This window comes from Paraliobacillus zengyii (assembly GCF_003268595.1).
In the GTDB taxonomy this organism is placed as follows: Bacteria; Bacillota; Bacilli; order Bacillales; family Amphibacillaceae; genus Paraliobacillus_A; species Paraliobacillus_A zengyii.
In genome coordinates this window covers 1,369,511-1,393,588 of sequence record NZ_CP029797.1, presented here as the reverse complement: position 1 = coordinate 1,393,588, position 24,078 = coordinate 1,369,511, and the positions used below count along the sequence as shown (strand labels likewise).

Below are 24,078 nucleotides of genomic sequence, written 5' to 3'. Positions count from 1 at the left end.
GATGACAGTGAAATGATGACTATTTTACAGACAGCAAAGACATTGAATTTGCCTGATTGGTGGATCTGTGCTGGCTTTATACGGGCGAAAATTTGGGATACCCTTCACGAATTTACAGTTAAGACCAATCCGACTGATATCGACGTGATTTATTTTGATAAAGAAAATACAAATGAAGTTACAGAAAAGAACTTAGAAGCTGCGTTAAAAAAACTGCTGCCTAATGTACCTTGGTCCGTTAAGAATGAAGCAAGAATGCACCTTCCAAATGACATAACACCCTATAAATCATCTGAAGATGCAATCTCAAAATTCCCAGAAACAGCCACTGCACTTGGAGTTAAATTAGATGCGCAGGGATATGTCATTCTAACTGCCCCATGTGGCATTGAGGATGTTCTTCAGTTAGAAGTAAGACCAACTACTTATTTTAAAGCATCAGAAAAACGTGCGCTACTTTATGAAGAGAGAATAAAACAGAAGAATTGGCAATCTATTTGGCCAAAACTAAAAATCCACCACATGTAACATGGCTTTCGATTAACTTGTGAAAAGCTAAGTTATTCACCCGTTATCTTTATCAAGCTCATTTGGCTTTGATTAAGAAATCGGATTGGAAACCATGTTGTCCCAACTCCACTATCAACATAGACATATTTTCCATTTTTCATAGGATAAAGCCCTTTATCCAATTTAGGAAAATAACCCTGTCCAGGCGCAACGATACCGCCAATGAAAGGAAAGCGTATTTGTCCACCATGTGTATGGCCACTAAGTGTTACATCTATTGGTGTATCTGCTAGCATCCATGATATATCTGGCGCATGTGATAATAACACAGTGTAATCCGCTTGTTCACGACTCTGCATTGCCAGATCTAGATCCGCATGCTGTGTAGTGAAATCCGCCACACCAATCAACGTGAGCCTTGTATTTGCAAGGGTGATCGTGCGACTTTTATTATCAAGTAAGATCACACCTCGATTACGTAATCCATTAAATAGTTCTTCTCGTTTCGGATTATCCCATTCATGATTTCCAGATACAAAATAAACACGTGGATTGATTGCAATTAACTTTTCGACTAAATGAAATACATGGACTAACTCTTTTGTCTTCCTATCAATTAGATCGCCCGTCAGTACAATTACATCTGCATTAATTTTGCTAACTTTATTAATGAACATTTCATTATTATTTATAAAAACTTTATTATGTATATCGCTTAACTGTAAAATCGAAAAGGAAGATCCTTTGGGTATTTTTTTAGTTTGGATATGAACAGGTTGTACTTTAAAGAAATTAGTATCATGATATATTTTAATTACCGTAGAAACTACCGCTAAAATGCTGGATATAATAATGAATTGTTTTCCCTTTTTCATCTCTACATCTCCATCTCTATCTGTGATCAACTTACTTAGTGTCATTATTTTACCATTCGGATGCTTGATTGTCTTTAATCATTAGCATTTTTTTCTAAATAATCAATGAGTCAACTACTAAGACGTGTAGTTGACTCGTTTTGTTAAGATCGGGATAAATGTGCTAAAAATTCCTCCGCAACAATACTTGGTTGATCAATCATCGAATAATGATTAGCATTTGGAATTAGTTTAAAAGTTGAGTGTGGTACTGTTTGATGTAAAAGGTAGCCCCAATAAGGAACAAGATAGCGATCATGCTGCCCCCATAAAAACGTTGCCGGACATGTTAAGTTTGGCAAGTATGGTACGAGGTCTTCTGTTTGATGATGATTAAGTGCAAAGGATGCTTGCTGAAGCTCTTCAGATCCTGTTGGTGTTGCGAATGGTTCCGTAAAAGCGCGCAGTAACTCAGGTGTTAGCATCGAAGGATAATAGAGTCCTTCAAGTAACATTCTTTCAATAAATAAAGGGGACGGCACAAATTCTTCAGCGACAGGGTAACGAATCGACACAACTTTTGGAAGTGGCCAATTCGCAAAACAAACGCCATCAATTACGACGAGACTTTTTACTCTTTCTGGTTGTGTAACCGCTAGAATCTGTGCAATGCCTCCACCAAGATCATGTCCGATAACATGTGCCGCGGGTATATTATACTGGTCTAAAGCCTCAATAATATACGTAGCCTGTTTTGGTAATGTCAAATCATTTGCCGGTCCACGATCTGATTCCACATAGCCGATTAGATCAACTGCAAGAACCGCATACCTTTCCTGTAAGTAAGGAATAACAAGATCCTATAGATGAGAGTTAGTCGGAATCCCATGAATTAATACGACAACCTCACTACAGTTATTTTCATTGTAAAAACGTGTGTTCATTTGATAATTGCCTACCTGTACTTTATATTCGTGATGCACGATTATAACCACCTTCCTTTAGCCCATTCTCTAATCTATGCAACACAACAAACTAGTTGCGTGTCCTCCTTTTTTTGATTACCTTATTTGCTCGCTCCGCCGAATTATCCACTCCTTCCGTCGGATTACCGCTCGCTTCGCCGAATTATCTGCTTCTTCCGCTGAATTATCCGCTCCTTCCGTCGAATTACTATTTCCCATCTAGGTCAACAGAAACTTAAGAAAATCTAGTATCTATTCATAGAAGGATTCTGTGGACATATACATGTACAAACGACACTTTGTATGGAGAGGGTTTTGTAATTGAGCTATTTGTGGGGAGTAGATTCAACAACTAATGTAACAAAAGATTTATATAACTCTGTTTTAAAAAAATATAGAAAACCGGAATACTGGGGAAGATATATAACATCGGTGGAAGGTGTTACTGAAGGGTTAACCCAAACAGAGGTAGAACTTTTACATAATAGTGGGACAAAGATTTTACCAATTTACAGTAAATTCGCAACTGCTATAGGTAGTAGAGAAGGACGAACGATGGCGCAAAATGCCGTTTTCCATGCTAGACGACTTGGTATTCCAGAAGGCACGATTATTTTTGCAAATATTGAGAACCTATTAGAGGTAGATAAGGATTGGGTCGTTGGTTATGTAGAAGCAATGTATCCAACTGGGTATAAACCAGGATTTTATAATGATCCGAATCAGGGTGATTTCAGTTCTGCATACTGCCAAGCAGTATCAGAAAACGATCAAATAGCAGTCCAAGCTGTACTTTGGAGCGCGGAACCTGATACAGGTATTTCAAAACAGAGAAAAGCACCGAAGTTCGAACCATCAACACCAAATTGCACTGCTAACATTTGGGCATGGCAATATGGGAGAGATGCTCCAACATATGCGATTAACACGAACCTGATCAATCGGCGCTTACACAATATTTTGTGGTGAATAATAAAATTTATATACAAAAAAGTCGGTACCATTGCTGGTACCGACTTTTTTTATACACGCAATTAAAATCACGTGTCATGTACGTTTTGAGGCGAAGAACCGTTGACCACATTCAACGTTTAGCCCTAGAGCAAATCCTTCGACTTACACAAAATAGCTCATCGCTATAATACTATATCACGCTTAAACAAAAAGGACAATGTTAAATTTATCATTCTCACTGATTAAATCACCAGCACGCATTTCATAAAAAAAGCACTTATGCATAATATACATAAGTGTTTTTCACTAATCAATTGTATGTTTTCCAAAAATCAAAAATCGCTGCTGTTAATACTTTCGCACCATTTTCAAGTGCTTTTTCATCGATATCAAATTTTGGATGATGGTAAGGATAAATAAATCCTTTCTCCTCATTCGCGGATCCTGTGAAGAAATAGGTTCCTTGTTTTTTTTCAAGAAAGTAAGAGAAATCCTCAGCACCCATTGTTGGTGGTTCTGCTTTAATATTTTCTGCTGGTAATACATCTTTTGCTGCATTAACAAGCAATTGATTCATCGTTTTATCGTTTTTAGTGGCTGGGTAACCAAATTGATAATCAATATGATAATCTGCACCAAATGCTTTGCATGTATGTTCGGTAATCTGCTGGATCCAGTCATGCATTTCTTGACGAACAGTTTTATCAAATGTCCTTACTGTCCCTTCCATTATGCCAGTACCAGAAATAACATTAGCTTTACTGCCAGCTTGGAACGAACCAATCGTCAAGACAGCCGCCTTTAATGGATCTACTTTCCGGCTCACTACTTGTTGTAAGTTACTAACAAGTTGACTTCCAATCGCAATTACATCGGTTGTATCATGTGGAAATGCTGCATGTCCACCAACACCCTTTATTTCGATCACAAAGTCATCAGATGATCCAAAAATATAGTCATCACTATGAGAAATATGATTAACCGGAATATAGTTTTCCATATGTGTGGCAAAAATAGCATCGACACCTTCTAATGCACCGGCTTCGATCATCGATTTCGCCCCACCTGGATCTTCTTCTTCCGCATGTTGATGAATAAAGACAACGGTACCTTCTAGCTCATCTTTTACACTGACTAAAGCTTTAGCCATTCCAAGCGCAATCGCCGTATGGGCATCATGGCCACAAGCATGCATCACACCAGGATTTTGAGATTTATATGGTACATCATTTTCTTCTTCTATTGGTAAAGCATCAAAATCCGCACGAATTGCTACGGTTTTACCAGGTTTAGCGCCTTTTAATGTCGCAATAACACCTAAACCACCAACATTAGTCTGTACATCTAATCCTAATTTTTTCTGATAGTCCGCAATAAATTTAGCTGTTTCATGTTCTTGAAAAGACAACTCTGGATTCATGTGTAAGTGTCGACGTATATCAACCATTTCGTCATACAATTCGTCTAGTTTCGAAAAAATTTGTTTTTTCAAATGAATCGTCACTCCTATCTTACGTTGTTCGTTCTTTTGTCTTATTCTCAACTTTACCTAAAATGAAATCCGCAATAACTGCTAATAATACTGCAGGAATAGCACCAGCGTAGATTTTCACATCTGATTGAAGACTAATACCAGAGATTATTTCTTTTCCTAAACCGCCTGCTCCGATATACGGCCCAATACAAGCAACTGATACTGCTATAACAGAAGCAACACGTAACCCTGCCATTAAGAATGGAATCGACAGTGGTAACTGAATTTTTGCTAACAGTTGTAACGATGTCATACCAACGCCGATACCAGCCTCTGTGATGCCATCTTCTACTTCTCGTATGCCTACATACGTATTTCTTACAATTGGTAATAAAGAATAGAAGAACAATCCAATAACCATTGTTTCAAATCCTAAACCAAAATAAATCATTAAGATTGCTAACATAGCTAAACTAGGTACTAATTGCAAAATGTTTGTTAAAGAAAGAATATATGGTGCTACTTTTTCAAATTTTGCAGCAAGAATACCTAAGGGAATACCTACAAGGAGTGCAAGAGCAATCCCGTAGGCAACCATTAATATATGTTCTACTGTTAACGCTAATAGTTCTGCATAATTTTCTAGCATATATTGACCAAGTTCAGTGATAAAGTTCATGTCAAATCACCTTTTTTAAAGATTTTATTTTACAAAATAGTGCAACACTTATTCAAGCATACCTTTTTCTTCTAAGAATTCTGCTGCAACTTCTTCAGGAGTGCGTCGATTAATATCTACTTCGTGAATTAATTGTGTCATTTCTTCCGTACTAATTAAACCAACAATGGAATCAAGAATGTCGCTAACTTCTGGATATTCTTCAATAATTTCATTTCTTGCAACTAGTGATGCATCATATGGAGGGAAGAAGTTTTCGTCATCCTCTAATAATTTTAAATCATACTCTAAAATTTGTGGGTCAACTGTATAAGCCGTAACAACATCTAATTCATCATTATTAATACCTTCATACATAAGCGAAACTTCCATACCTCTTACATCTTCAAAGCTATATCCATATGCTTCTTGATAGCCTGTATAGCCGTCATTTTCTCTTTCAATCCATGAACTATCAGTACCTACGATTAATTCGTCAGCATATTCACCAAGATCAGTCATTGTTGTAATATTATTTTCTTCTGCAAAATCACCTTGGACTGCAATACCGTATTGGTTACTAAATCCAATTGAGTCATACCATTTCATGTCATACTCTGCACCAAATAATTCTTGTGCCTGTTCAATCGTTTGTTGTGGATCTGTTGAATATTCTACTTCATCTTCATCAAAGTGGTTATTGTATACTTCACCAGAATAAAGTGTTGCAATATCAAACTCTTCACGATCTAAAGCAGCCATAATTTGTGGGCTTGCTTGAATATCTTCTGTAATATTTACTTCGTGATCTGTTTGGTCTTCTACTAATAATTTAACAATTTGGCTCATAATTTTCGGATCTGTATAGGATTGTGCACCATATTCAAGTGTTGTTCCACCATCAGCTGATTCACTATCTCCACATCCTGCTAGTGCTAACATTAATACTGCGAATAAACTTGCAAATAACATCTTTCTCATAATGTATTGTCCCCTTTTTCATTTTTATTTATTTTAGGCTTTAGAAAGGCCTTTTTCAATTTTTGCAAAAACAAAATCTAGTAATAGCGCGATACCAATTGCTAGTATCGTTCCGGTAAAAATCATTTCTTTATCATTAAACCCAATACCAGCAAGTACTAGTCCACCTAAACCACCAGCACCAATTACAGCAGCTAAAGTTGTCCAACTGATTACATAAACTGTTGTAACGCGAATACCTGACATAATATAAGGTAATGCAACAGGTAACTCTACCTTAAACAAACGTTGAAACGTATTAAAACCCATTCCTTTAGCAGCCTCGACAATACCTGGATCTATCGACTGGACCCCAGCATACGTATTCCGTAACAAAGGTAGGAGCGCATATAAGAAAAGCGCTACGACAGCTGGTTTAAAACCAATTCCTAAAATAGGTATCATGATTGCTAATAAGGCAATCGTAGGTATTGTTTGAAAAATATTAGCGATATTAAATATCATATTTTTCAGCTTTTCGTTTTTCATTTTCGTCATATAAATAGCTAATGGAACAGATATAACAATAGCAATTAGGATAGCCGTAAAGGAAATCAAAATATGTTCATAGGTATAACCAAGTATAGAATCATATTTTCTCTGCCAAAAATCAATGTAATCTAAAATTATTTCCATTTATGCCACACCACTCTTACTCTCATATATTTGATGAAGAGCTTTGAACAATGTACTGTTTTCAATAATTCCAACAAATTTCTTATCTTCCGAAAGAACAGGAATGATAGATTTTGATTTACTTAAGTCACCCATCGCTAAATTAAGATCAGTTGTTTCATAGATAGTAATGACTGAATTATCAACTATTTCTGATAGGCGTGCCTCTTTATTTGCTAAAGCCTTATAAAGACTTAGTACACCTAAATAATTCTCTTGACCATCGACAACTGGCAGTTCTGCAACATTGTTGGCAACCATTTCTTCTATTGCTTTTTCCATAGTTAAATCGGGAGAAAGTGTAATAGTCTCTGTTACGAGAAGTTCAGCTAAAGATGGTAGTTTTTTAGCTTTACCAAGTCTGTCTGATCCAATGAATTCTTTAACGAAGTCATTAACTGGGTTAGTTAGAATCTCCTCTGGGGATCCTTTTTGTACAATTTCGCCACCCTTCATTAGAATGATTTGATCTGCAATCTTGATTGCTTCATCCATATCATGGGTTACAAATACAATTGTTTTCTTGATTTCTTTTTGAAGGCGAACGAGTTCATCCTGTAGTTGTTCTCTACTGATTGGATCTAGTGCACTAAAGGGCTCGTCCATAAGAATTGTAGAAGGTTCTGCAGCAAGCGCTCGAATAACACCTATTCGTTGTTGCTGTCCTCCACTTAATTCGGAAGGATAACGTTTCATGTAAGTTTCTGGTGCCAAATCCACCATATTTAGTAACTCTTCTACCCGTTTTCTAGTACGTGATTTATCCCACTTTAGTAGCTTTGGAACTGTTGCTACATTATCGTAGATCGTCATGTGTGGAAATAAACCAATGCTTTGAATTACATATCCCATTTGTCGGCGAAGCTGTATCGGATTTATATCATTGATATCTTTATCATCAATCAAAATTTGGCCATCCGTGTGTTCTGTTAACTTGTTAAGTAATTTCATTGTTGTTGTTTTACCACAACCACTTGGACCGATTAATACATTAATTTTGCCTTCTTCAAATGTAAGATCAATATTTTTTAATGCTTGAAAACCATCATCGTAAACTTTGTTTATCTGTTTTAATTGAATCAAGAGTTCTCCCCCTCATCTTTCAAAAAGTAATTTTCCACGTGCTTTCACTCATACAATTATATAGTTGATCTGTAAAAGAATAAAACACCGTATAAACTTATAATTGCACAAACTTTATAAAATATTAAGTTTATAACGTGTACAACATTTACGTTTATACATTTACTTCATTTTTCTCTGTTTTCCGACACGATCAGACACTTCCTATTTTGTTCCAACTATGCTAATCTGTTACTAACTAAATTTAGAAGAGTTGGTATTGATGGAAAATAATCACTATTTAGAAACAGTTTATAATCGCACGATAGAGCAAGTAGCTGAAAATATGAAATCTTATGGTTTCCCTGGTACGATTGGTCGTGTTTATGCCTTCATTTATTTTGCAGGCGAGCCACTTGACTTGGGTACACTAGCGGACAAAACTGGTATGAGCAAAACCAGAATGAGTCAAGTATTAAGAGAAATGGTCGATCTGAATCTTGCTGAGAAAGTTTTTATTAAAGGTTCTCGCAAAGACTTTTATACGGTCGATCCAGATTATTATCAGAATTTCATTTCTCTATTCACATCTAACTGGAAGAAAGTTGTGCAACGCAACAAACATTCTGAACAAAAGAATAAGCTAGACTTAAAGAAAGCACTTCAAGATCAAACGCTAGATGCTGAAGCAAAACAACAAGCACAAATACTTATCGATGAATCCGAAAAGTCCCAAGAATATTTTGAGTGGATTGAACGTTTAGTCGATTTATTTGAATCACATGACATCTTCAATCATGTTCCTAAAAAAGATGAAAAGTAAGATTTACTAGTAAGCATCGATTAGATGCTTACTATTTTTTATTTCCTCGGAAATTCTTTTAAACAAAATCCCTTGGAATTTCTGTTTTCCATTGTTTATGAAATACCTCTTCTTCATTTTCATAAGCTGTCAATGTATTAGTCAGATAGAAAGTCTTTTCATCACTAGTCATTTCACTACTACTAACTAGTTTCGTTTGCCATTCGGCTCTACCTAATTTCAATTCCCAATCACATTTTACATGTGCAGACAATGGCCTATTTTCTTCAATTGTAAATGTATTTGCATTTGTACTACCATATTCTATACCGTTATGTGGCAGTCTTCGTTCCCCTTCATCAGAAAAGTCTTCTAATTTCCATACACCGTTAATCAGATCATGTCTTACTTCACGCGTACGCTTTTCTTCACGAAGTACTTCTTTTTCCATTATTTCTGCTGTTTCTGGTGCTTCAAAGTTTCCAGCGTTAACATCTTCAGCTTGCGGTGTTCGTACAGGTATCGTTAACCTTGTCTCTTTCCCACTATAAAGTGTGAGCGTAACCGGTTTTGCTGACGGCCAAGCTTGTGGCCAAGAGGTTGGTGAAATTGCTACTTCAAGTTGATGTCCTTTAGGTAAGTTTTGTCCTAGAGCATCCAATTTAATTTCAACCTTATACTTCTTGCCGGGTACCAGTTTTTCTGGATGCTCATGTGACGAAAGATGTGTCAGATTTAACATCCCCCAGCTAATTAACGTTGATTCTCCAGTTGGTGCTTTATCACAGAGCCGAACATTTAACAGTGCATTTTCTTGATCTGATGAAATCTCTGCATGAAATATAGGATGTCCTAATAGTTCGGTTGTTTCTTCAAGTGGATCGGAAGTATAAACAACTGATTTCCCGTTTTCAAGACGCTGATCGCCAGGCAAATCACCAGGTTGACCGAACGGACAGAATACACCTGTATAAAAACCATGTTCTTGCACACTTGGTATCAGAACTTTCTCGCCTTCCCTAGCTTCATTCATTAGCTTTCCATCTTTTAGCCACAATGATTTATCTTTTACATTTGTAGATGGCCATGATGTATCACCTACCCATTTACCTGGGCGTTCTGTATAGGTTACTTGTGGTAATGCGCTATCTTGGATCCACGAAGTTAATTTTGGTTCATCCATTATTCCAGTATCAATTCCCTTTAACCACTGATCCCACCAACGCAAACACTCTTGTAAAAAGCCAATAGCTGGATCTGGTGTCGCAACTTCTGGATATTCATGTGCCCATGGGCCAATTAATCCTTTACTCTCTTTTGGCAAGTTTTCGAGCAGACGGAAAACGGTATTCGTATAAGCATCTTGCCAACCACTAATCGCAAATACAGGGATTTGAATAGCTGAATAATCTTCACATATCGATCCATGCTTCCAATAAGCATCTCTCCGTTGGTGTCTCATCCATTCTTCAACTAATGGCGGCGTGTTTTCAAGTCGATCCAACCAGTTTTCTCTCCAGCTTTCACCTACTACTTGTGGATCTTGTGGTCTTGCATTATAAACAAACATAGTGGATGACCACCAAAGCATGTCAGAAGCTAACACGTTACCACCACGATAATGCACATCATCTGCATATCTGTCATCTGTGGAATCTAGTGTAATAATTGTTTTTAATGCAGGATGTTGTCTTGCTGCGACTTGCAAACCATTAAATCCACCCCACGATTTACCGATCATTCCAATTGAACCTGTTGACCAGTCTTGTTTAACAACCCAATCGAAGATCTCCAATGCATCATCTTGTTCTTGTTTGATGTACTCATCAAGTAAAATGCCATCAGAGTCACCTGAACCACGAATATCAACACGTATACTTGCATAACCATGGCCGGCAAAATAAGGATGTCTTGCTGAGTCTCGGATAGCGGTAAAATCATTTTTTCGATATGGAATGTATTCCAAAATAGCTGGTACCGGTTTCTCTTTTGCATCTGTTGGAAGCCAGATTGTCGCAGCTAACTTAGCACCGTCAGACATTGGAATCCATACATGTTCTATCTTTTCAATTTTTCTTGGATAATCTGTTTTCACTGTACGTTTATCTGAATCTTTAATATTAAAAACCACTTTGCACAACCTCTCGTCTTATCTTATGGTGTAATTAATTTCTTTTTGTTTATCTGTTACAACGACACGTCGGACATAATCATAAACAAAAGAAAGCGTCTTTTGGACAGCTTCTTCCTTGGTATACCTTCTGCGTCGATTTAACACGGTATTCATCATACCCTTCCAAATCATCAATGTTGTATCAGCTAATAGATCAACATCTTCCTCTAAAATAAATCCTTCTTCTACAGCATCTTTTAAATAGAGGCTACTTCTTTTAGAAAAATTTAATTCCAATACAATTGGTTTAATTTCTTCGGGTAACCCAATTAAATCTTCTTTGTATATCTTGTAATAATCTTCTAATAAGTCATCCACAGATCCACCTAGATCTTCCATAAAAATAATTTCATAAATCTCCGGTCTTTCAAAAGAATGCTTACAAAAACATTCCCATGAGTATAACCAGTTCTCTATCGTATTTTCACCTTTACTTAAATAATCTGGTAAATCATTTATATAGTCTGTTGTAAAACGCATCGATGCAAAAAATTTTAAATGGGAAAGATCTTTAAAATAATTATAAGCAGTAGAGCTTGTGAAGCCAGCTCGATCTGCAATTTTGCGAATCGTGACATGGTCCATTCCATCCTGCTCAATCATTTCCGTTGCTGCATCAAGAAAATAACGCCACATCCTTGCTCGTTGTATTTCCTTCTTTTCACTGTTCATCTTCGCTTCCCTTTCTACTAGCATTTATCTTCTACTTATTGTTGGTAAAATTGATTCATTTTGTGAACGTGTTTTTCTTATGAACATGTTCATTATAACAAACTCACTTTTTTTGTCAAAGGTCGATCGGTAAAAAATGATCTTGTGCTCCGTCGGATTATCGCTTCCTTCCGCCGAATTATCATGCGCTCCGTCGGATTATGGCCCTCTTCCGCCGAATTATCATGCGCTCCGTCGGATTATGGCCCTCTTCCGCCGGATTATCGGGCACTCCGCTGGATTATGGCCCTCTTCCGCCGGATTATCGTGCGCTCCGTCGGATTATGGCTCCCTTCCGCCGAATTATCATGCGCTCCGTCGGATTATGGCCCTCTTCCGCCGGATTATCGGGCACTCCGCTGGATTAAAGCGTCTATCAGAAAAGCAAAAAAGGGCCAGGACCTGTTAAGCGACAAATTGTCGCTTAACAGGTCCTGGCCCCTTTTCACAAATAAAAAAGGACTCTACAGAATAGAGTCCTTTCATTATAAAGCTATTACGCTTTGTTTACATTAGTAGCTTGAAGTCCGCGTTGGCCTTCTTCAGTTTCGAATGTAACTTTTTGACCTTCGTCAAGTGATTTAAATCCTTCGCCTTGGATAGCTGAGAAATGAACGAATACGTCTTCTCCTCCGTCAATTTCGATGAAACCAAAACCTTTGTCTGCGTTAAACCATTTTACTGTACCTTCTTGCATGTTTGTTTCCTCCTATGTGGATATATTCCACAATTTATTACTATCAATGCTCAATTAGATATCAAAGGCGAAAAGTTTAAATACTTACTCCTTACACACCAAACACAAATAACTTCTTTACTATAGCATGGGATTTTTTTAAATGCAAGTTTTTTCTATTTTTTTGCATCAATTGGAATTTTTATAGCGATTATTACATAATTACTTACGCACCCGGTAATGTAATATTAAATTCCGTGCCCGTTCCTATTGTACTGTATACCTTAATCGTTCCATTCATCTGATGAATCGCATTATAACTAACTGTCATACCTAAGCCCGTCCCAGTTTCTTTTGTAGTGAAGTAAGGTGTTCCAAGTTTTGTTAGTTGCTTTTTAGTCATGCCACAACCACTATCCTTGATAGAAACAATAACATTATTTTTATTAACTCCTGTTTCAATCGATAACACACCACCGTCTGGCATGGCCTCTATACAGTTTTTAGCAATGTTTATAAAACTTTGTTGCAGCTGATTTTGATTATACTTCACAACTAATTGGTTATTACATTTAGTTATTATATCGACATTATGTATGGCTGCGTAAGGCGATAATACACTGACAACATATTCAATATCTGACTCCATCGTAGAAACAACGTAACTATCAGGTTTTGCTTTTGTAATAGATAAATAATCCGTTATAATATTTTCTGCTCGTTCCAATTCCTTTAATGACAAAGCAGCATAACTCATTCTGCTTTGATTTGAAAGATCTGGCGTCATAAGCAATTGCAAAAAGCCTTTTGTTATAGTTATCGGATTACGGACTTCATGTGATACGCTTGCAGCCAATTCACTAACGACCTTCAATTTCTCTGTTTCTAGTAATTCTTCTCGAATTTTTATAACTTGTATTGAATTTTGTATGATATATGCGAATATAAGCATACTTAAACCTTGAATGATAATGAAATTTATTGAGGTAAGGTTCTGTTCAAAAGATAGGGGTTGAATCGTTGCATGAGATAATAGAACAATAGCTATAGATGAAAAAATAGCGGCTGCAGTAAGTGATGTTATCTTCCCTTTGATACCAAAGCAATCATATTTATTTTTAAATAGTGATATGAAAATTAACATAAATGTAGTAACTAAAAAAGTGATATAAAAACCTTCGCCACCAATAAAAAGCCGATTAACCAGTATTGTTAAATATAACACTAGACCGAAACGCCAACCAAAATAAAACAATCCTATTATAAATGGAATTTGTCTTAAATCAAAAATAATCCCGTCTGAAAACCTAATTGGGTGAGCCATACAAAATGTAATAGTTAAACTGAGTAAAATAACAATTATAAAATCAGTATATTTATGATTTGATTTTCCTTTATCAAGCCAGAATGTTTGAAATATAAAGTACGGTATAAATATAAACAAAAAATTAATCAATAATTCGTCAAAATTAAATATCATTCAATCACCCCTCTATATATACGTATTTTCCCACATAGTGGTTTTTTTTACAATAACATTAGGAAAAAATTACAGATAAAAGTAAATAAACGAATAAACTTAACACTACTTTTACAATAAAATAAAATGTTAAACTCCAAAGTCACTAGTTCCGCTTTTAATTAATTTTTCTGTCTGCTTCAAATGAACAAGGTTTTTATTCAAATAAACCATACGATACATGACATATGTCATCTAAAACATGAGCATTTGTGACTTATTACGCGTCGATATTTCTTGTATGATGGCAGTAGAATAGCTAACATGAAAAGGAGAATAATACTATGCCTATGCGAACGCTAGTATTTCAAGGTTATATGTGGGGTTATATTTTAAGTAAGGCAAATAAATCATTTGCTATAAATAAATTAAATAAAGCTGGTAAAAACAAAGAAAAATTAATGCTTATGGATAAAATAATATTAAAATGCACTAAAAAATTAATTAAAATTTCAGGTGCTGACTTAACCGTAACAGGTACGGAAAATATTCCGTTAGATGAACCTGTCTTATATGTTGCAAATCATCAAGGTAATATGGATATTCCAATTTTATATTCGACAGCACCACAAACAATGGCCTTTGTTGCAAAAAAAGAAATGGAGAAAATTCCGTTATTGGGTTATTGGATGAAAGAACGAGGGTGCGTATTTATCGATAGAGGTAATGCACGTAACTCGCTTAAGGCAATTAATCAGGCTATTGCAAGTTTAAAATCAGGACATCCTCTCGCGATTTTTCCAGAAGGAACGCGAAGCAAAGGGCCAGAGATTGGTGATTTTAAATCAGGCAGTCTACGAATTGCACTTAAGGCAGGCGTAAAGGTAATCCCCGTTACCTTTAAAGACTCGTATAAATTAATTGGTAAAAAAGGTGGCAATACACCAGCGAAAGTTGCTGTTCACTACTCTGATCCAATTGATTCACGCGACTTCAAAGATACAAGCGAACTAGCATCAGAAGTTTTAACACAAATAAAGAAACATTTATAACTTATCAAATAAAAAACGCAGATACTAACCAAATGACATCATGTCCATTTGCAGTATCTGCGTTCTTTTTATACTTTTTTCTAAAAGATTAATGTTTGTATAAATCATCAACCATCTTTACTAAAGGATCTATTTCTTATCCGCATCTGGGATAAAAATTTGACCACGTTTTTCTTTCATCAATAAAATTTGTAGAATTGTTCTAGATAAATCACTTGCTTTATAAGGTTTTACTAGATAATCAATAGCTCCGAGTGCAAAGCTTTTATCCTTTTCTTCAAGGGCAGAAGATATAATAATCGGAATATCACTATATTTAGCATCCATTTTCTTCAGTTCACCCATAAACTCCCAACCATCCATTTCACCTTTTTCAAGATTTAAATCAAGTACAATTGCATCTGGCATATGATGACTCAATTGATTGATAGCATCTAGTGCCTTAGTATAGTGGTAAACAGAGAATTTATTTTCCATCAATTCCTGTTCAATCAAAGTAGCAAGACTATAATCATCTTCCACCACAAAAACAGTAAAGGCATTTTCTACTACTTCATTTTCAGGAGAAGTCTCTGTAGTAGCTATCGACTCAACTAATGGTAAGGATAGCGTGAATGTACTACCTTTACCGTACTCAGAAGAAACAGCTACATCCCCATCATGTGCATGGCTAATCTCCTTCACAATTGAAAGGCCAAGTCCTGTTCCACCTATTGTCTTGCGATCAGAATTATCAACACGATAAAATTTAGCGAATAGGTTAGCCAATGCATCCTTAGGAATTCCTAAGCCTTCATCTTTAATTGCAGTTTTAAGATAGTTTCCGTCTTGATATAACTGAATAGCTATTTCTCCACCATCTGGACTGTACTTGATGGCATTGCTGATAAGATTGGTAAATACTTGTTCCAGCTTATCTTGATCACCAAGCACCATGGTATGGTCAGAATCAATTATTACGTTAAAGTGATGAAGTGACGCGTTTATCTGTTGCGTATCGACTACTTTATCAATTATTTTTACTAGATCAACATATTTTTTTGCGTAGCTCTGTTTTCCTGCTTCCATACGCTGCACATCAAGAAAGTCATTTATTAAAGAAGTTAAACGTGTTGTTTCTTGATAAATGGTTGTCAGGTATTTCTTCTGTTTTTCTGGCTTTAATGTACGATTCAGCATTAACTCTGTATAGCCATAAATGCTAGCTAATGGTGTTCGTAACTCATGACTCACCGTGCTAACAAATTCCGACTTCATTTGATCAATTTCTGCTTCTTTTGTAATATCTCGGTGCACAAAAACAGTACCAATTTTCTCTTCTTCATCAAATAAACTAGTTGCATATACTTTATAAATTTCGTTTTTGTTTTGTAACGTATACTGGAAGAAGTCATCCATTTCTTCAGCTTCTATCGCTCTTGAGAAAAATGCCTTAAATGCTTCTTTATCTTCTACGTGTGCTACCATTTCATTTGTCCATTCAGCAGCTGACAGACCGATAATTTCTGCATTCCAATCTTGACAACTAAAGACCGAGCGTAATTTTTGGTTTACTTGAACTGTTTGCCCGTTTAAGTCTACCAATTGAATGCCTTCTAATACAGTATTTAAAATAGCTTGATTGCGTTTGCGATCACCTTCTGTTTTATCGTACATTTGTATATTTTCCAACGAAATTGAAATCTGTTTAGTAAACCCTTCGTACTCTTCAATTTTATCCGTAGGAAAAGGTGTTCCATAACGACTTAAAACAAGTACTGCTCCGACTTCATTTTCCACATCTATTACAGGGAAATATAAATCATAAGCATAACTTTTTCCTTCATGAAGACCTTTCTCATCTTGTTCTAATTCACGTGTAACGGTAAAACTATTTTTGGACTGCATTAATCTTTCATGTAAACCATTATCTAGATTAGCAAGAAATTGCACTTCTCCAGCTTTTGATACGCCATAGGAAGCAAAATCTTTTTCTTCTAAAAATGAAATAATACCTTGATCTGCTTCTGTTACTTTACACATATTCACGATTATTTCTTGTAATACTGTTTGTTTATTTAATGAATTTGAAATTCCTTTGACAAATTCATTTCGAAGCTTCAAGTTATTTTCACTTTGTTGTAAATGAATAAGTACATTTTCTAACTCTTCTTTTTGCACTTCTAATTCATCTTGCTGTGCGATCAATTCTTCATTTTGGCCCAGAAGATCCTGTTCCTTACTTTGTAAAGTTTTAACCATCTTCTTAAAGGCATCTGACAATTGACCCAGTTCATCTTTTCGATCACTCATAAAATTCATATCGGCATCTTTACCAGTAGCAATTTCATTAGCCACTCCTGCAAATTCACTTATCGGTCTACCAATATTGATAAACATTGTCCGTGTCATCCTGAATAACAGAAAAATAATGCCTGCTAAATAAAGTCCGACCACCAGCAACACATACCCATTACGCTCAGCATGTAATTTATAATTCGATTCAATTTGACCATCGACTTTCAACCGATAGCTACGTACTTCTTCCTGAAAAATTTCTAGCTTATTTGTCACGCCATCATTCGCAATAGTTTGAATCTCGTCGACATTTCCTTGTTCATAATCAGCAATCATAACAGGGATTAAATCAGTATAATAGTACGACAAAAACTCTCTAACATTTTCAATAAAAATAAAGTCTTCATTTGTTACCGCTACTTCTTGAAAATCTGCTATAAAGGAACGTAATTTATCTTCCTGTGCATATCCACTATCTTTTAATACCTCATTATTATAGGCAAAATAGCCTCTAAAATCGAAAAATGCTTGATTAAAACTCGTATCAATTCGTTGGATAATCGTTTCTTTTCGCTCGAGTGTTTCATCTTGGGCTGCGTGATATGCATTTAACTGGATATAACCAATCGTAATAATAACCGCTCCAATTATGATAAAGAGGAGAAAGCGAGCCATTAAACCAACAAATTGCAAGGATAAACTTTGGTCTAAATAACCTTTAATTTTCATTTAAAATTTCCTCTACTTTATCTAATAAGGCTAATGGACTGAACGGTTTAGCCATAAAGTAATCAGCTCCAACTGCTAATACTTTCTCTTGTTCATATTGCTGATTTTTTGCTGATAACATCAGGATTTTAACACTATTTTTTAATGGATTCTTTCGTACTTCTTCTATTACTTCCACTCCCGTAACTTGTGGCATCATATAATCCAATATAAGTAGGTCATAATCATTTTCAGCAATTTTCGTTAATGCTTCTTTGCCATCGGCCGCTTCATCTATTTCAAAGTCACCATCTTCAATCGTATCAACAATCAACATACGAAGGACTTCTTCATCCTCTGCTAATAAAATCTTTTTCACATTTATTCCTCCACCAATTGAATAGTTTGATATAGCTCCTGCATGATATAATAGGACGGTTTTAAACGCTCATGATAGGTGGGTTGATTCCAAGTGTCCCATTCATAATACGCTTCAGCTTGCTGGATTACTTCTTCATTCTCCAATGCAACCATTCCAATTGTTATTCCATCAATGAAATTGCTACTTGCTAAACCACCGTTATATATATCACCAATTACCTCTTTTAAACTTGGATCTTTTACATTTAATAATAGCCATGGAATCTGTATTTCTAGCATCATTTTATCTGCACTAATGCTTATATCGGTTAAAGAATAATAATCTTCACTAGTTGGGTTGCCATTTCCGAAAAGAAGTTTTCCTGTCTCATAAGATTCAAACGGTAATGTAACATCCTTCGTAGGAACGATTAACTCCTTGTTTAAAGCTAAACGAATCGGATGAAAGACACCATTATCTTTTTGCTTGGCATATTCATTTGCTTCAATCATTTCTAAATCTTCGCCATATTGATAGTAAAATACATCATAATAACTATCGACAACTAGCCGCGCTTCTTCTGGATTTGGTAACTCCAATTTAAAATCTGTAGCAAAATCAAACGAGACTTGTTGGTCGTTACCTAGAGCTAAATCAGTTTGTCCTTGCGCTTCAATCGTATCAAATGCAAGATAGAGATCATCCTTGTCCCAATCAATTGGTCTTTCTAAATCGATGCGAATGTTGAGATTTTCTTCATCTGCGTCTACGTATAATTGATTTAAGAATGATTCTGAATCAGAAGCTTGATAGACTGGATCTATCCCTTTTCGCTCCCAGTCTCCGGTATTCCCATCAGCATAAATAGCCGTATCTAACGTACCTGCATCGTAGCTCAGCAAACCAAAATGTTGTTCATTTGTTTGGGCGTCATTCCAGTAAGGCCTTCTGTCTGGATTATCATAATCCATCGTGTTCCATGTTCGCTTGAACCACTCATCCTGCCAAGAAAATACCAGACCCCCTGCATAATCTTCCTGTACAATTGACTCAAATAGTTTTTGATTACTATTGCCCTGCTCTACTTCTGATAGAAATCCTTGATCCATACCGTGCACATTTCGATGGGTTAGACCACGTGAAGCAGGTACACCAAACTCTGCTACAAGAACAGGCATTTGATGTGCTTGTCTTAACTCATTTAAGTAGCCCGCATAGTTATTCTTTTCACCCGTCTGATCCAAGTAATTGGTGTAGTCAGGATCTAGGTTTAAAAAATCAGGATAGTACGGATAAACGTGATAAGAAGCAAACATACCACTTGTGAACTGATCCGTTGTACTTATATGATTCGGATTAATCGAAACGAGATCTTCTTGTTCTAATGGTTCAACTGGATGATCCAGTAAATCAGTTGTAACCCAATTGGTAAAACTAAGCGCATGTTGCCAATCATATTGCTCTGTTTCATATGCAGCCGTATATTCCATCATTTGAGCAAGCCAGATCTCAAATGGAGAAGCAACTGTTGTTTCCACAAATTCGCCAGCTAACTGCGACATCCCTTCCCATTTATCATTTGTACTTTGCACAACATATGGGTCCCACTCTGTTCCAAAAATAATCCCTAATATATAGGGAGAAACATCCTTTGTATAGCTACCAGAGGCATGTCCTGGGCGTTCTGGTAAGTCCGCATTACCATGAATGACATCAACTACTCGCTCTATTTCTGCTTCCACATCTTCGACTATTTCAGGTGAAAAAGCATCCTGGGCGCTCAACATATCTTCTTCATTCACCCACAGACCGTGAAATACGTATAATGGGTTCTCTGCACGTTGGTTATACGCATATAACGCTTCATAAAATCCTGGTGGATGAATTGTATAAACTCGAATGGAATTGGCATTCATATCGCCTATTTGTTGAAACCAGCTAAAGTATTCCTCTTTCGTAATAGCTGTTTCACCAGGAAAAGACCCCGCTTTTGTGATGCCCATATTTACACCTTTAATTAAAAAATCTTCCCATTCGCCATCCTTGTATAGTTGAATATAGGAAGAACCTGTTTGCGCATTTGTTTGTATACCATTATTCTCGACAATACTAACTGGTTCTTGTTCGACTGTTTTTTCGTCTACCTGATTCAGAACCGATTTCATTAATGGTACATAAGCATCCCAATAAAAGTCTTGATTACCTTGGAGCTTACGTAGAAAGCCTAATCCTTCAGTTTGATATATTCCAGGGACTTCTGCTTGATCTGCATAATCTCCTGCAAAATAATACGTCGTAAAGCTAGCATTTTGTTGCTGCACAATTGCTGGAAACTGCGTTGGAATACCAAAAGATTCAAGCGTAGCCTGTTCGTTCTCCTTTACAGGAAGTGAATAGGTAGCTAAAACTTCCTCCTCATCATTTGCAGCGATCACGTCAAACCAATAGCCATAACTTGTACGAATTTCCTTGCCAAAAAAGGCTTCACCGTTTTCTGTTGATTCAAGTTGGATACCTTCTGCCGTGAGCCCATCTTCTGAGACCACATGGACAAAATCCTCGCTATTAATAAAGACAAACCCAGAACCTTGATAGTCCCACTCTTGTCCTTGATTCGCTAAGTTTTCTTTTACCCAGTTTGGCACTTCCGTATTCGTTAGATCAGAGAAATACCGCCCCATCCAGCCACTCCATTTAATATTTAATAGATTATACATTCTATCTTGAATAGCAGGTTCTGTCGGGCTTGCAAATGTATTAAATTCTGCAATAAGTGTATTGCCATTGTCATACAACGTCTCTTCTAATCTGTCTACTTCCTCATCTTGTAAGCCACCATAGATTAATTCTGATTGATCACCAGTTTCATTTGCACCATAGAATTCATCTTCATAAACCCCATACAGATCAGTTAAATAAATCAATGGATATCCATCAAGTTCTTCAGGTAAATTACTAATCGTATATTCTTGATTACTTGTTGGGTGAAACCCTACATAATCTTGTCCCATTACATAGTCAGTTCCATCTGTTTTCTGATATTTATTGTTATTTAAAATCCAAGTAAGACCTTGATGCTCCTGATAGGATAAATTCGGAACGGTTTTATCGACAATTAATATATCAAGCTCTTCTGCGGGCTTTAGCTGCCAAAGCCAAAATGGACTAGTAAGTACAATAAGTAACAATACAATATAGAGAATAAATAGACGTGGACCTTTAATTGATAGCTTTTTCATTTCGATACACCTTTTCTTTTCATTTCGCCCCAACTATGGTCACGGCGGATAATTTGCCATATCCCTTCACATCTCCAAAGAACCGTAAGTGGGCGATACCAAAGCGTTTCTGTTAGAGCAAATAAAAATAACTTAACGATATCTGATACTTTTGGATATTTACGCAGACTCCATTCTTCTAATAAAACAGATGCCATTGAAAAAACAGAACCATAAAGTGCAGATAATAAAAATAATAAAATAGCGAATTCAATATACACGCCACCACTAAAGAGAGTGAATAGAATGAACAGATAACCCGAGAGTTCGACAATTGGCCCAAAAAACTCTACGATCCAAAAATATGGAAACGAGACAAACCCAATTGCCCCATACTTAGGATTGAAAGTAACTTTGCGATGACTCCATAAACTTTCAAAAAGTCCTTTATGCCAGCGTCTTCTTTGACTTCGTAATACACCAAAACTTTCTGGCACTTCTGTCCAACAAACTGGATCAGGAACATAAACTATTTTCTTTTTTAAACCTTTTTCTTTAATCAAACAATGCAGGCGTACTACTAACTCCATATCTTCTCCAACCGTATTGCGCTTATAACCACCCGCCTCTAAAACCCAGTGCTTTGAGAAAACACCAAATGCTCCAGAGATAATTAACAACAAATTATGGCGACTTAAACCAATTCTTCCCATTAAAAAAGCACGCAAATACTCAATTACTTGCATGACAACAATTGGCGCATTGGAAAGACCGATTTTAACTAAACTACCATTTCGGATATCACACCCATTTGCAATTCGTACACTACCGCCAGATGCAATTACATCCTCTCCTGAATCTATAATGGGCTTCATTACTTTCAAAAAAGCATCACTTTCTAAGACTGAATCACCATCTATCGAACAAAAATAAGGATAATGCGATACATTTAACCCTGCATTTAATGCATCTGCTTTTCCTCCATTTTTCTTATCTATCATATATAAATTTGGAAGGATTTTAGATTGATAAATAGCCTGTACCTCTTCTGTTTGAAGTTGTTTTCTAACTACTTTATCGATTTTAACCATTTCATATTTCTCAAGCATAATCGTTAATGTCTGATCTTTTGAACCATCATTTACAACAATAATTTCAAATTCGGGATAATTTATCGTCAACAATGATCGGACACTTTGGACAACACCAGCTTCTTCATTATATGCAGGCACTATAACAGAAATAGGTCTTGTAAAACTCTCATCTAGATAGTTTTCATATGGCTCCGTTCGATTTAGGCGATATTGTTTTCTCACTTGAAGCGTTGAGAAAAAAAGAATAACCGTATAAAAGGTAATTACAATAATCATATAAATTGCAATTCCCCACGCATAGAGTTGGATAATTGTTTGCAAATCCATTTAAGTGATAACTCCTTTATTCAACCATTCATTCGCCATATCACGTGCATACGCATCCTGACTTTCCTGTGTAATAGTTGTTAAAATTTCGAAACCATCTTGAAAACTAGCTAAACTCTCCCCTGCTTGTGACCTTACCCACCAGGATTCATCATGAAGTAACTTTTTTAAGCAGTTTTGTGAACGTTGATCTTGTTCTATTTTCAACAACCTGGCAACAAGCATTCTTTCTTGCCATGAGCTAGATTCACATAAAGGTAAATAGTCCGTTATATCATTTACATATCCAATCTTTACAATAGCTTTTAATGCACGTATTTTTATTTCACCTTTATATTCTTGATAGATCGACTCTAAAAAGGAAATAGATTCTATATCTTTCGAGTTCCCTATTTTTTCTACTACTGCATATTGAAGCGCAGGTGCTTCTTTTTTAAAATTATCTAAAAAAACGTTAAATTCATCATCTTCTACCCTGCGAAGAATAGTACGAAGATCAAATTCTAAAAGTTGTTCGCTTTTTAAATCGATATAATAATAAAGTTCTGAATTTTTAAAACGTGCTAATATAGATAAAGCTTGGACAACTTCTTCCTTCGTCACTCTCGGATGATCCACTATGTTTTTCTTGACATCTTCGGCTAATCCATCCATATATAAGTCTTCGATAAGAAACAATGTATTCATCCGTTTACTCCACTGTCTGCTTTTTAGATAACTACGATATGTCTCGGTTAAGTAAAGTGTTGCATAGTTGGAGAGATTTTTCTTTTCATCTTCCCCTTCTAATACATTTGAGAAATCACTTAACAGTTCCTCTATCGCCAATTTTCTTTCTTTCCCACTTGGACGAAGTAATCGGGAGGAATCACCCGTAACTAAATAGTCATAGACCGAGGCTTTATAATTTTCTTTATACTGTTTAATTCGCTTACGACTTCTATTTTCTCGTGCTTTTCTAATTAGTAAATAACCTAAAAGAAAAGTCAATAACACGAAAATAAAAACGGTTAATACCGATAAAGCAAAAAGTTCTCCACTTAGCATA

20 protein-coding genes are annotated in these 24,078 nt (G+C 36.0%); 4 read left to right on the top strand and 16 right to left on the bottom strand.

Annotation, left to right across the window (positions count from 1 at the left end):
• Positions 1–12 precede the first annotated feature (12 nt).
• Positions 13–528 carry a nucleotidyltransferase family protein gene (locus tag DM447_RS07100; protein WP_112180549.1) on the top strand — a complete coding sequence of 172 codons (516 nt, stop codon included), beginning with the start codon at positions 13–15 and terminating at the stop codon, positions 526–528.
• Positions 529–560: 32 nt separating this feature from the next.
• On the opposite strand, the gene DM447_RS07095 is transcribed toward DM447_RS07100, so the two are convergent.
• Positions 561–1,430 (bottom strand): metallophosphoesterase, encoded by an 870-nt coding sequence (locus DM447_RS07095; protein ID WP_241964577.1) that lies wholly within the window; start codon positions 1,428–1,430, stop codon positions 561–563.
• A 98-nt stretch (positions 1,431–1,528) separates the two neighbouring features.
• Positions 1,529–2,215, bottom strand: coding sequence for an alpha/beta fold hydrolase (locus DM447_RS07090; RefSeq protein WP_277871512.1), 687 nt, complete (start codon positions 2,213–2,215; stop codon positions 1,529–1,531).
• A 435-nt stretch (positions 2,216–2,650) separates the two neighbouring features.
• Here DM447_RS07090 and DM447_RS07085 point away from each other — a divergent pair, with 435 nt between their 5' ends.
• Positions 2,651–3,298, top strand: coding sequence for a glycoside hydrolase domain-containing protein (locus DM447_RS07085; protein WP_112180547.1), 648 nt, complete (start codon positions 2,651–2,653; stop codon positions 3,296–3,298).
• Positions 3,299–3,593: 295 nt separating this feature from the next.
• Here DM447_RS07085 and DM447_RS07080 read toward each other — a convergent pair whose 3' ends face one another.
• The 5 genes from DM447_RS07080 to DM447_RS07060 are packed head-to-tail and all read right to left on the bottom strand — an operon-like array spanning position 3,594 to position 8,193.
• Entirely contained in the window at positions 3,594–4,775 is a 1,182-nt protein-coding gene (locus DM447_RS07080) for a M20 family metallopeptidase (RefSeq protein ID WP_112180546.1), read from the bottom strand.
• Between the two features lie 19 nt (positions 4,776–4,794).
• Positions 4,795–5,436: an ABC transporter permease gene (locus DM447_RS07075; protein ID WP_112180545.1), complete on the bottom strand. Its 642-nt coding sequence runs from the start codon at positions 5,434–5,436 to the stop codon at positions 4,795–4,797.
• 48 nt (positions 5,437–5,484) lie between these two features.
• On the bottom strand, positions 5,485–6,396 hold the full coding sequence (locus DM447_RS07070; protein WP_112180544.1) for an ABC transporter substrate-binding protein: 912 nt from the start codon (positions 6,394–6,396) through the stop codon (positions 5,485–5,487).
• A 33-nt stretch (positions 6,397–6,429) separates the two neighbouring features.
• Positions 6,430–7,071 (bottom strand): ABC transporter permease, encoded by a 642-nt coding sequence (locus tag DM447_RS07065; RefSeq protein ID WP_112180543.1) that lies wholly within the window; start codon positions 7,069–7,071, stop codon positions 6,430–6,432.
• The gene (locus DM447_RS07060) at positions 7,072–8,193 is read right to left on the bottom strand and encodes a betaine/proline/choline family ABC transporter ATP-binding protein (protein ID WP_112180542.1); all 1,122 of its coding nucleotides are present in this window, start codon (positions 8,191–8,193) and stop codon (positions 7,072–7,074) included. It abuts the gene before it with no gap.
• 262 nt (positions 8,194–8,455) lie between these two features.
• Here DM447_RS07060 and DM447_RS07055 point away from each other — a divergent pair, with 262 nt between their 5' ends.
• Positions 8,456–8,995 carry a GbsR/MarR family transcriptional regulator gene (locus DM447_RS07055; RefSeq protein ID WP_112180541.1) on the top strand — a complete coding sequence of 180 codons (540 nt, stop codon included), beginning with the start codon at positions 8,456–8,458 and terminating at the stop codon, positions 8,993–8,995.
• A 58-nt stretch (positions 8,996–9,053) separates the two neighbouring features.
• Here the strand turns inward: DM447_RS07055 and DM447_RS07050 are convergent, their stop codons facing one another.
• From DM447_RS07050 to DM447_RS07035, 4 genes are all read right to left on the bottom strand, one after another.
• On the bottom strand, positions 9,054–11,105 hold the full coding sequence (locus tag DM447_RS07050) for a CocE/NonD family hydrolase (RefSeq protein WP_112180540.1): 2,052 nt from the start codon (positions 11,103–11,105) through the stop codon (positions 9,054–9,056).
• Positions 11,106–11,123: 18 nt separating this feature from the next.
• On the bottom strand, positions 11,124–11,819 hold the full coding sequence (locus DM447_RS07045; protein ID WP_112180539.1) for a TetR/AcrR family transcriptional regulator: 696 nt from the start codon (positions 11,817–11,819) through the stop codon (positions 11,124–11,126).
• 535 nt (positions 11,820–12,354) lie between these two features.
• A complete protein-coding gene (locus DM447_RS07040) occupies positions 12,355–12,555 on the bottom strand; it encodes a cold-shock protein (protein WP_112180538.1) in 201 nt (66 codons plus the stop codon).
• 205 nt (positions 12,556–12,760) lie between these two features.
• Entirely contained in the window at positions 12,761–14,014 is a 1,254-nt protein-coding gene (locus DM447_RS07035) for an ATP-binding protein (RefSeq protein ID WP_112180537.1), read from the bottom strand.
• A 323-nt stretch (positions 14,015–14,337) separates the two neighbouring features.
• On the opposite strand from DM447_RS07035, the gene DM447_RS07030 reads away from it, so the two are divergent.
• Positions 14,338–15,045: a lysophospholipid acyltransferase family protein gene (locus tag DM447_RS07030; RefSeq protein WP_112180536.1), complete on the top strand. Its 708-nt coding sequence runs from the start codon at positions 14,338–14,340 to the stop codon at positions 15,043–15,045.
• Positions 15,046–15,174: 129 nt separating this feature from the next.
• On the opposite strand, the gene DM447_RS07025 is transcribed toward DM447_RS07030, so the two are convergent.
• The 5 genes from DM447_RS07025 to DM447_RS07005 are packed head-to-tail and all read right to left on the bottom strand — an operon-like array spanning position 15,175 to position 24,077.
• Positions 15,175–18,051, bottom strand: coding sequence for an ATP-binding protein (locus DM447_RS07025; protein WP_112180535.1), 2,877 nt, complete (start codon positions 18,049–18,051; stop codon positions 15,175–15,177).
• Positions 18,041–18,409, bottom strand: coding sequence for a response regulator transcription factor (locus tag DM447_RS07020; protein WP_112180534.1), 369 nt, complete (start codon positions 18,407–18,409; stop codon positions 18,041–18,043). The genes DM447_RS07025 and DM447_RS07020 overlap by 11 nt, the downstream gene beginning before the upstream one ends.
• Before the next feature lie 2 nt (positions 18,410–18,411).
• Positions 18,412–21,630, bottom strand: a complete 3,219-nt coding sequence (locus DM447_RS07015; protein WP_112180533.1) for a hypothetical protein — start codon at positions 21,628–21,630, stop codon at positions 18,412–18,414.
• Complete coding sequence (locus DM447_RS07010; RefSeq protein WP_112180532.1) at positions 21,627–23,030, bottom strand: glycosyltransferase family 2 protein; 1,404 nt, start codon at positions 23,028–23,030, stop codon at positions 21,627–21,629. The genes DM447_RS07015 and DM447_RS07010 overlap by 4 nt, the downstream gene beginning before the upstream one ends.
• Positions 23,031–24,077, bottom strand: coding sequence for a HEAT repeat domain-containing protein (locus DM447_RS07005; protein WP_112180531.1), 1,047 nt, complete (start codon positions 24,075–24,077; stop codon positions 23,031–23,033).
• Between the last annotated feature and the right edge of the window lies 1 nt (position 24,078).

Excerpts from the sequence above, each read along its gene's own strand:
- DM447_RS07100 (WP_112180549.1), top strand. The coding sequence starts at position 13 with ATGATGACTATTTTACAGACAGCAAAGACATTGAATTTGCCTGATTGG.
- DM447_RS07095 (WP_241964577.1), bottom strand. The coding sequence starts at position 1,430 with ATGACACTAAGTAAGTTGATCACAGATAGAGATGGAGATGTAGAGATG.
- DM447_RS07075 (WP_112180545.1), bottom strand. The coding sequence starts at position 5,436 with ATGAACTTTATCACTGAACTTGGTCAATATATGCTAGAAAATTATGCA.
- DM447_RS07070 (WP_112180544.1), bottom strand. The coding sequence starts at position 6,396 with ATGAGAAAGATGTTATTTGCAAGTTTATTCGCAGTATTAATGTTAGCA.
- DM447_RS07065 (WP_112180543.1), bottom strand. The coding sequence starts at position 7,071 with ATGGAAATAATTTTAGATTACATTGATTTTTGGCAGAGAAAATATGAT.
- DM447_RS07055 (WP_112180541.1), top strand. The coding sequence starts at position 8,456 with ATGGAAAATAATCACTATTTAGAAACAGTTTATAATCGCACGATAGAG.
- DM447_RS07045 (WP_112180539.1), bottom strand. The coding sequence starts at position 11,819 with ATGAACAGTGAAAAGAAGGAAATACAACGAGCAAGGATGTGGCGTTAT.
- DM447_RS07040 (WP_112180538.1), bottom strand. The coding sequence starts at position 12,555 with ATGCAAGAAGGTACAGTAAAATGGTTTAACGCAGACAAAGGTTTTGGT.
- DM447_RS07035 (WP_112180537.1), bottom strand. The coding sequence starts at position 14,014 with ATGATATTTAATTTTGACGAATTATTGATTAATTTTTTGTTTATATTT.
- DM447_RS07030 (WP_112180536.1), top strand. The coding sequence starts at position 14,338 with ATGCCTATGCGAACGCTAGTATTTCAAGGTTATATGTGGGGTTATATT.
- DM447_RS07025 (WP_112180535.1), bottom strand. The coding sequence starts at position 18,051 with ATGAAAATTAAAGGTTATTTAGACCAAAGTTTATCCTTGCAATTTGTT.
- DM447_RS07015 (WP_112180533.1), bottom strand. The coding sequence starts at position 21,630 with ATGAAAAAGCTATCAATTAAAGGTCCACGTCTATTTATTCTCTATATT.
- DM447_RS07010 (WP_112180532.1), bottom strand. The coding sequence starts at position 23,030 with ATGGATTTGCAAACAATTATCCAACTCTATGCGTGGGGAATTGCAATT.
- DM447_RS07005 (WP_112180531.1), bottom strand. The coding sequence starts at position 24,077 with ATGCTAAGTGGAGAACTTTTTGCTTTATCGGTATTAACCGTTTTTATT.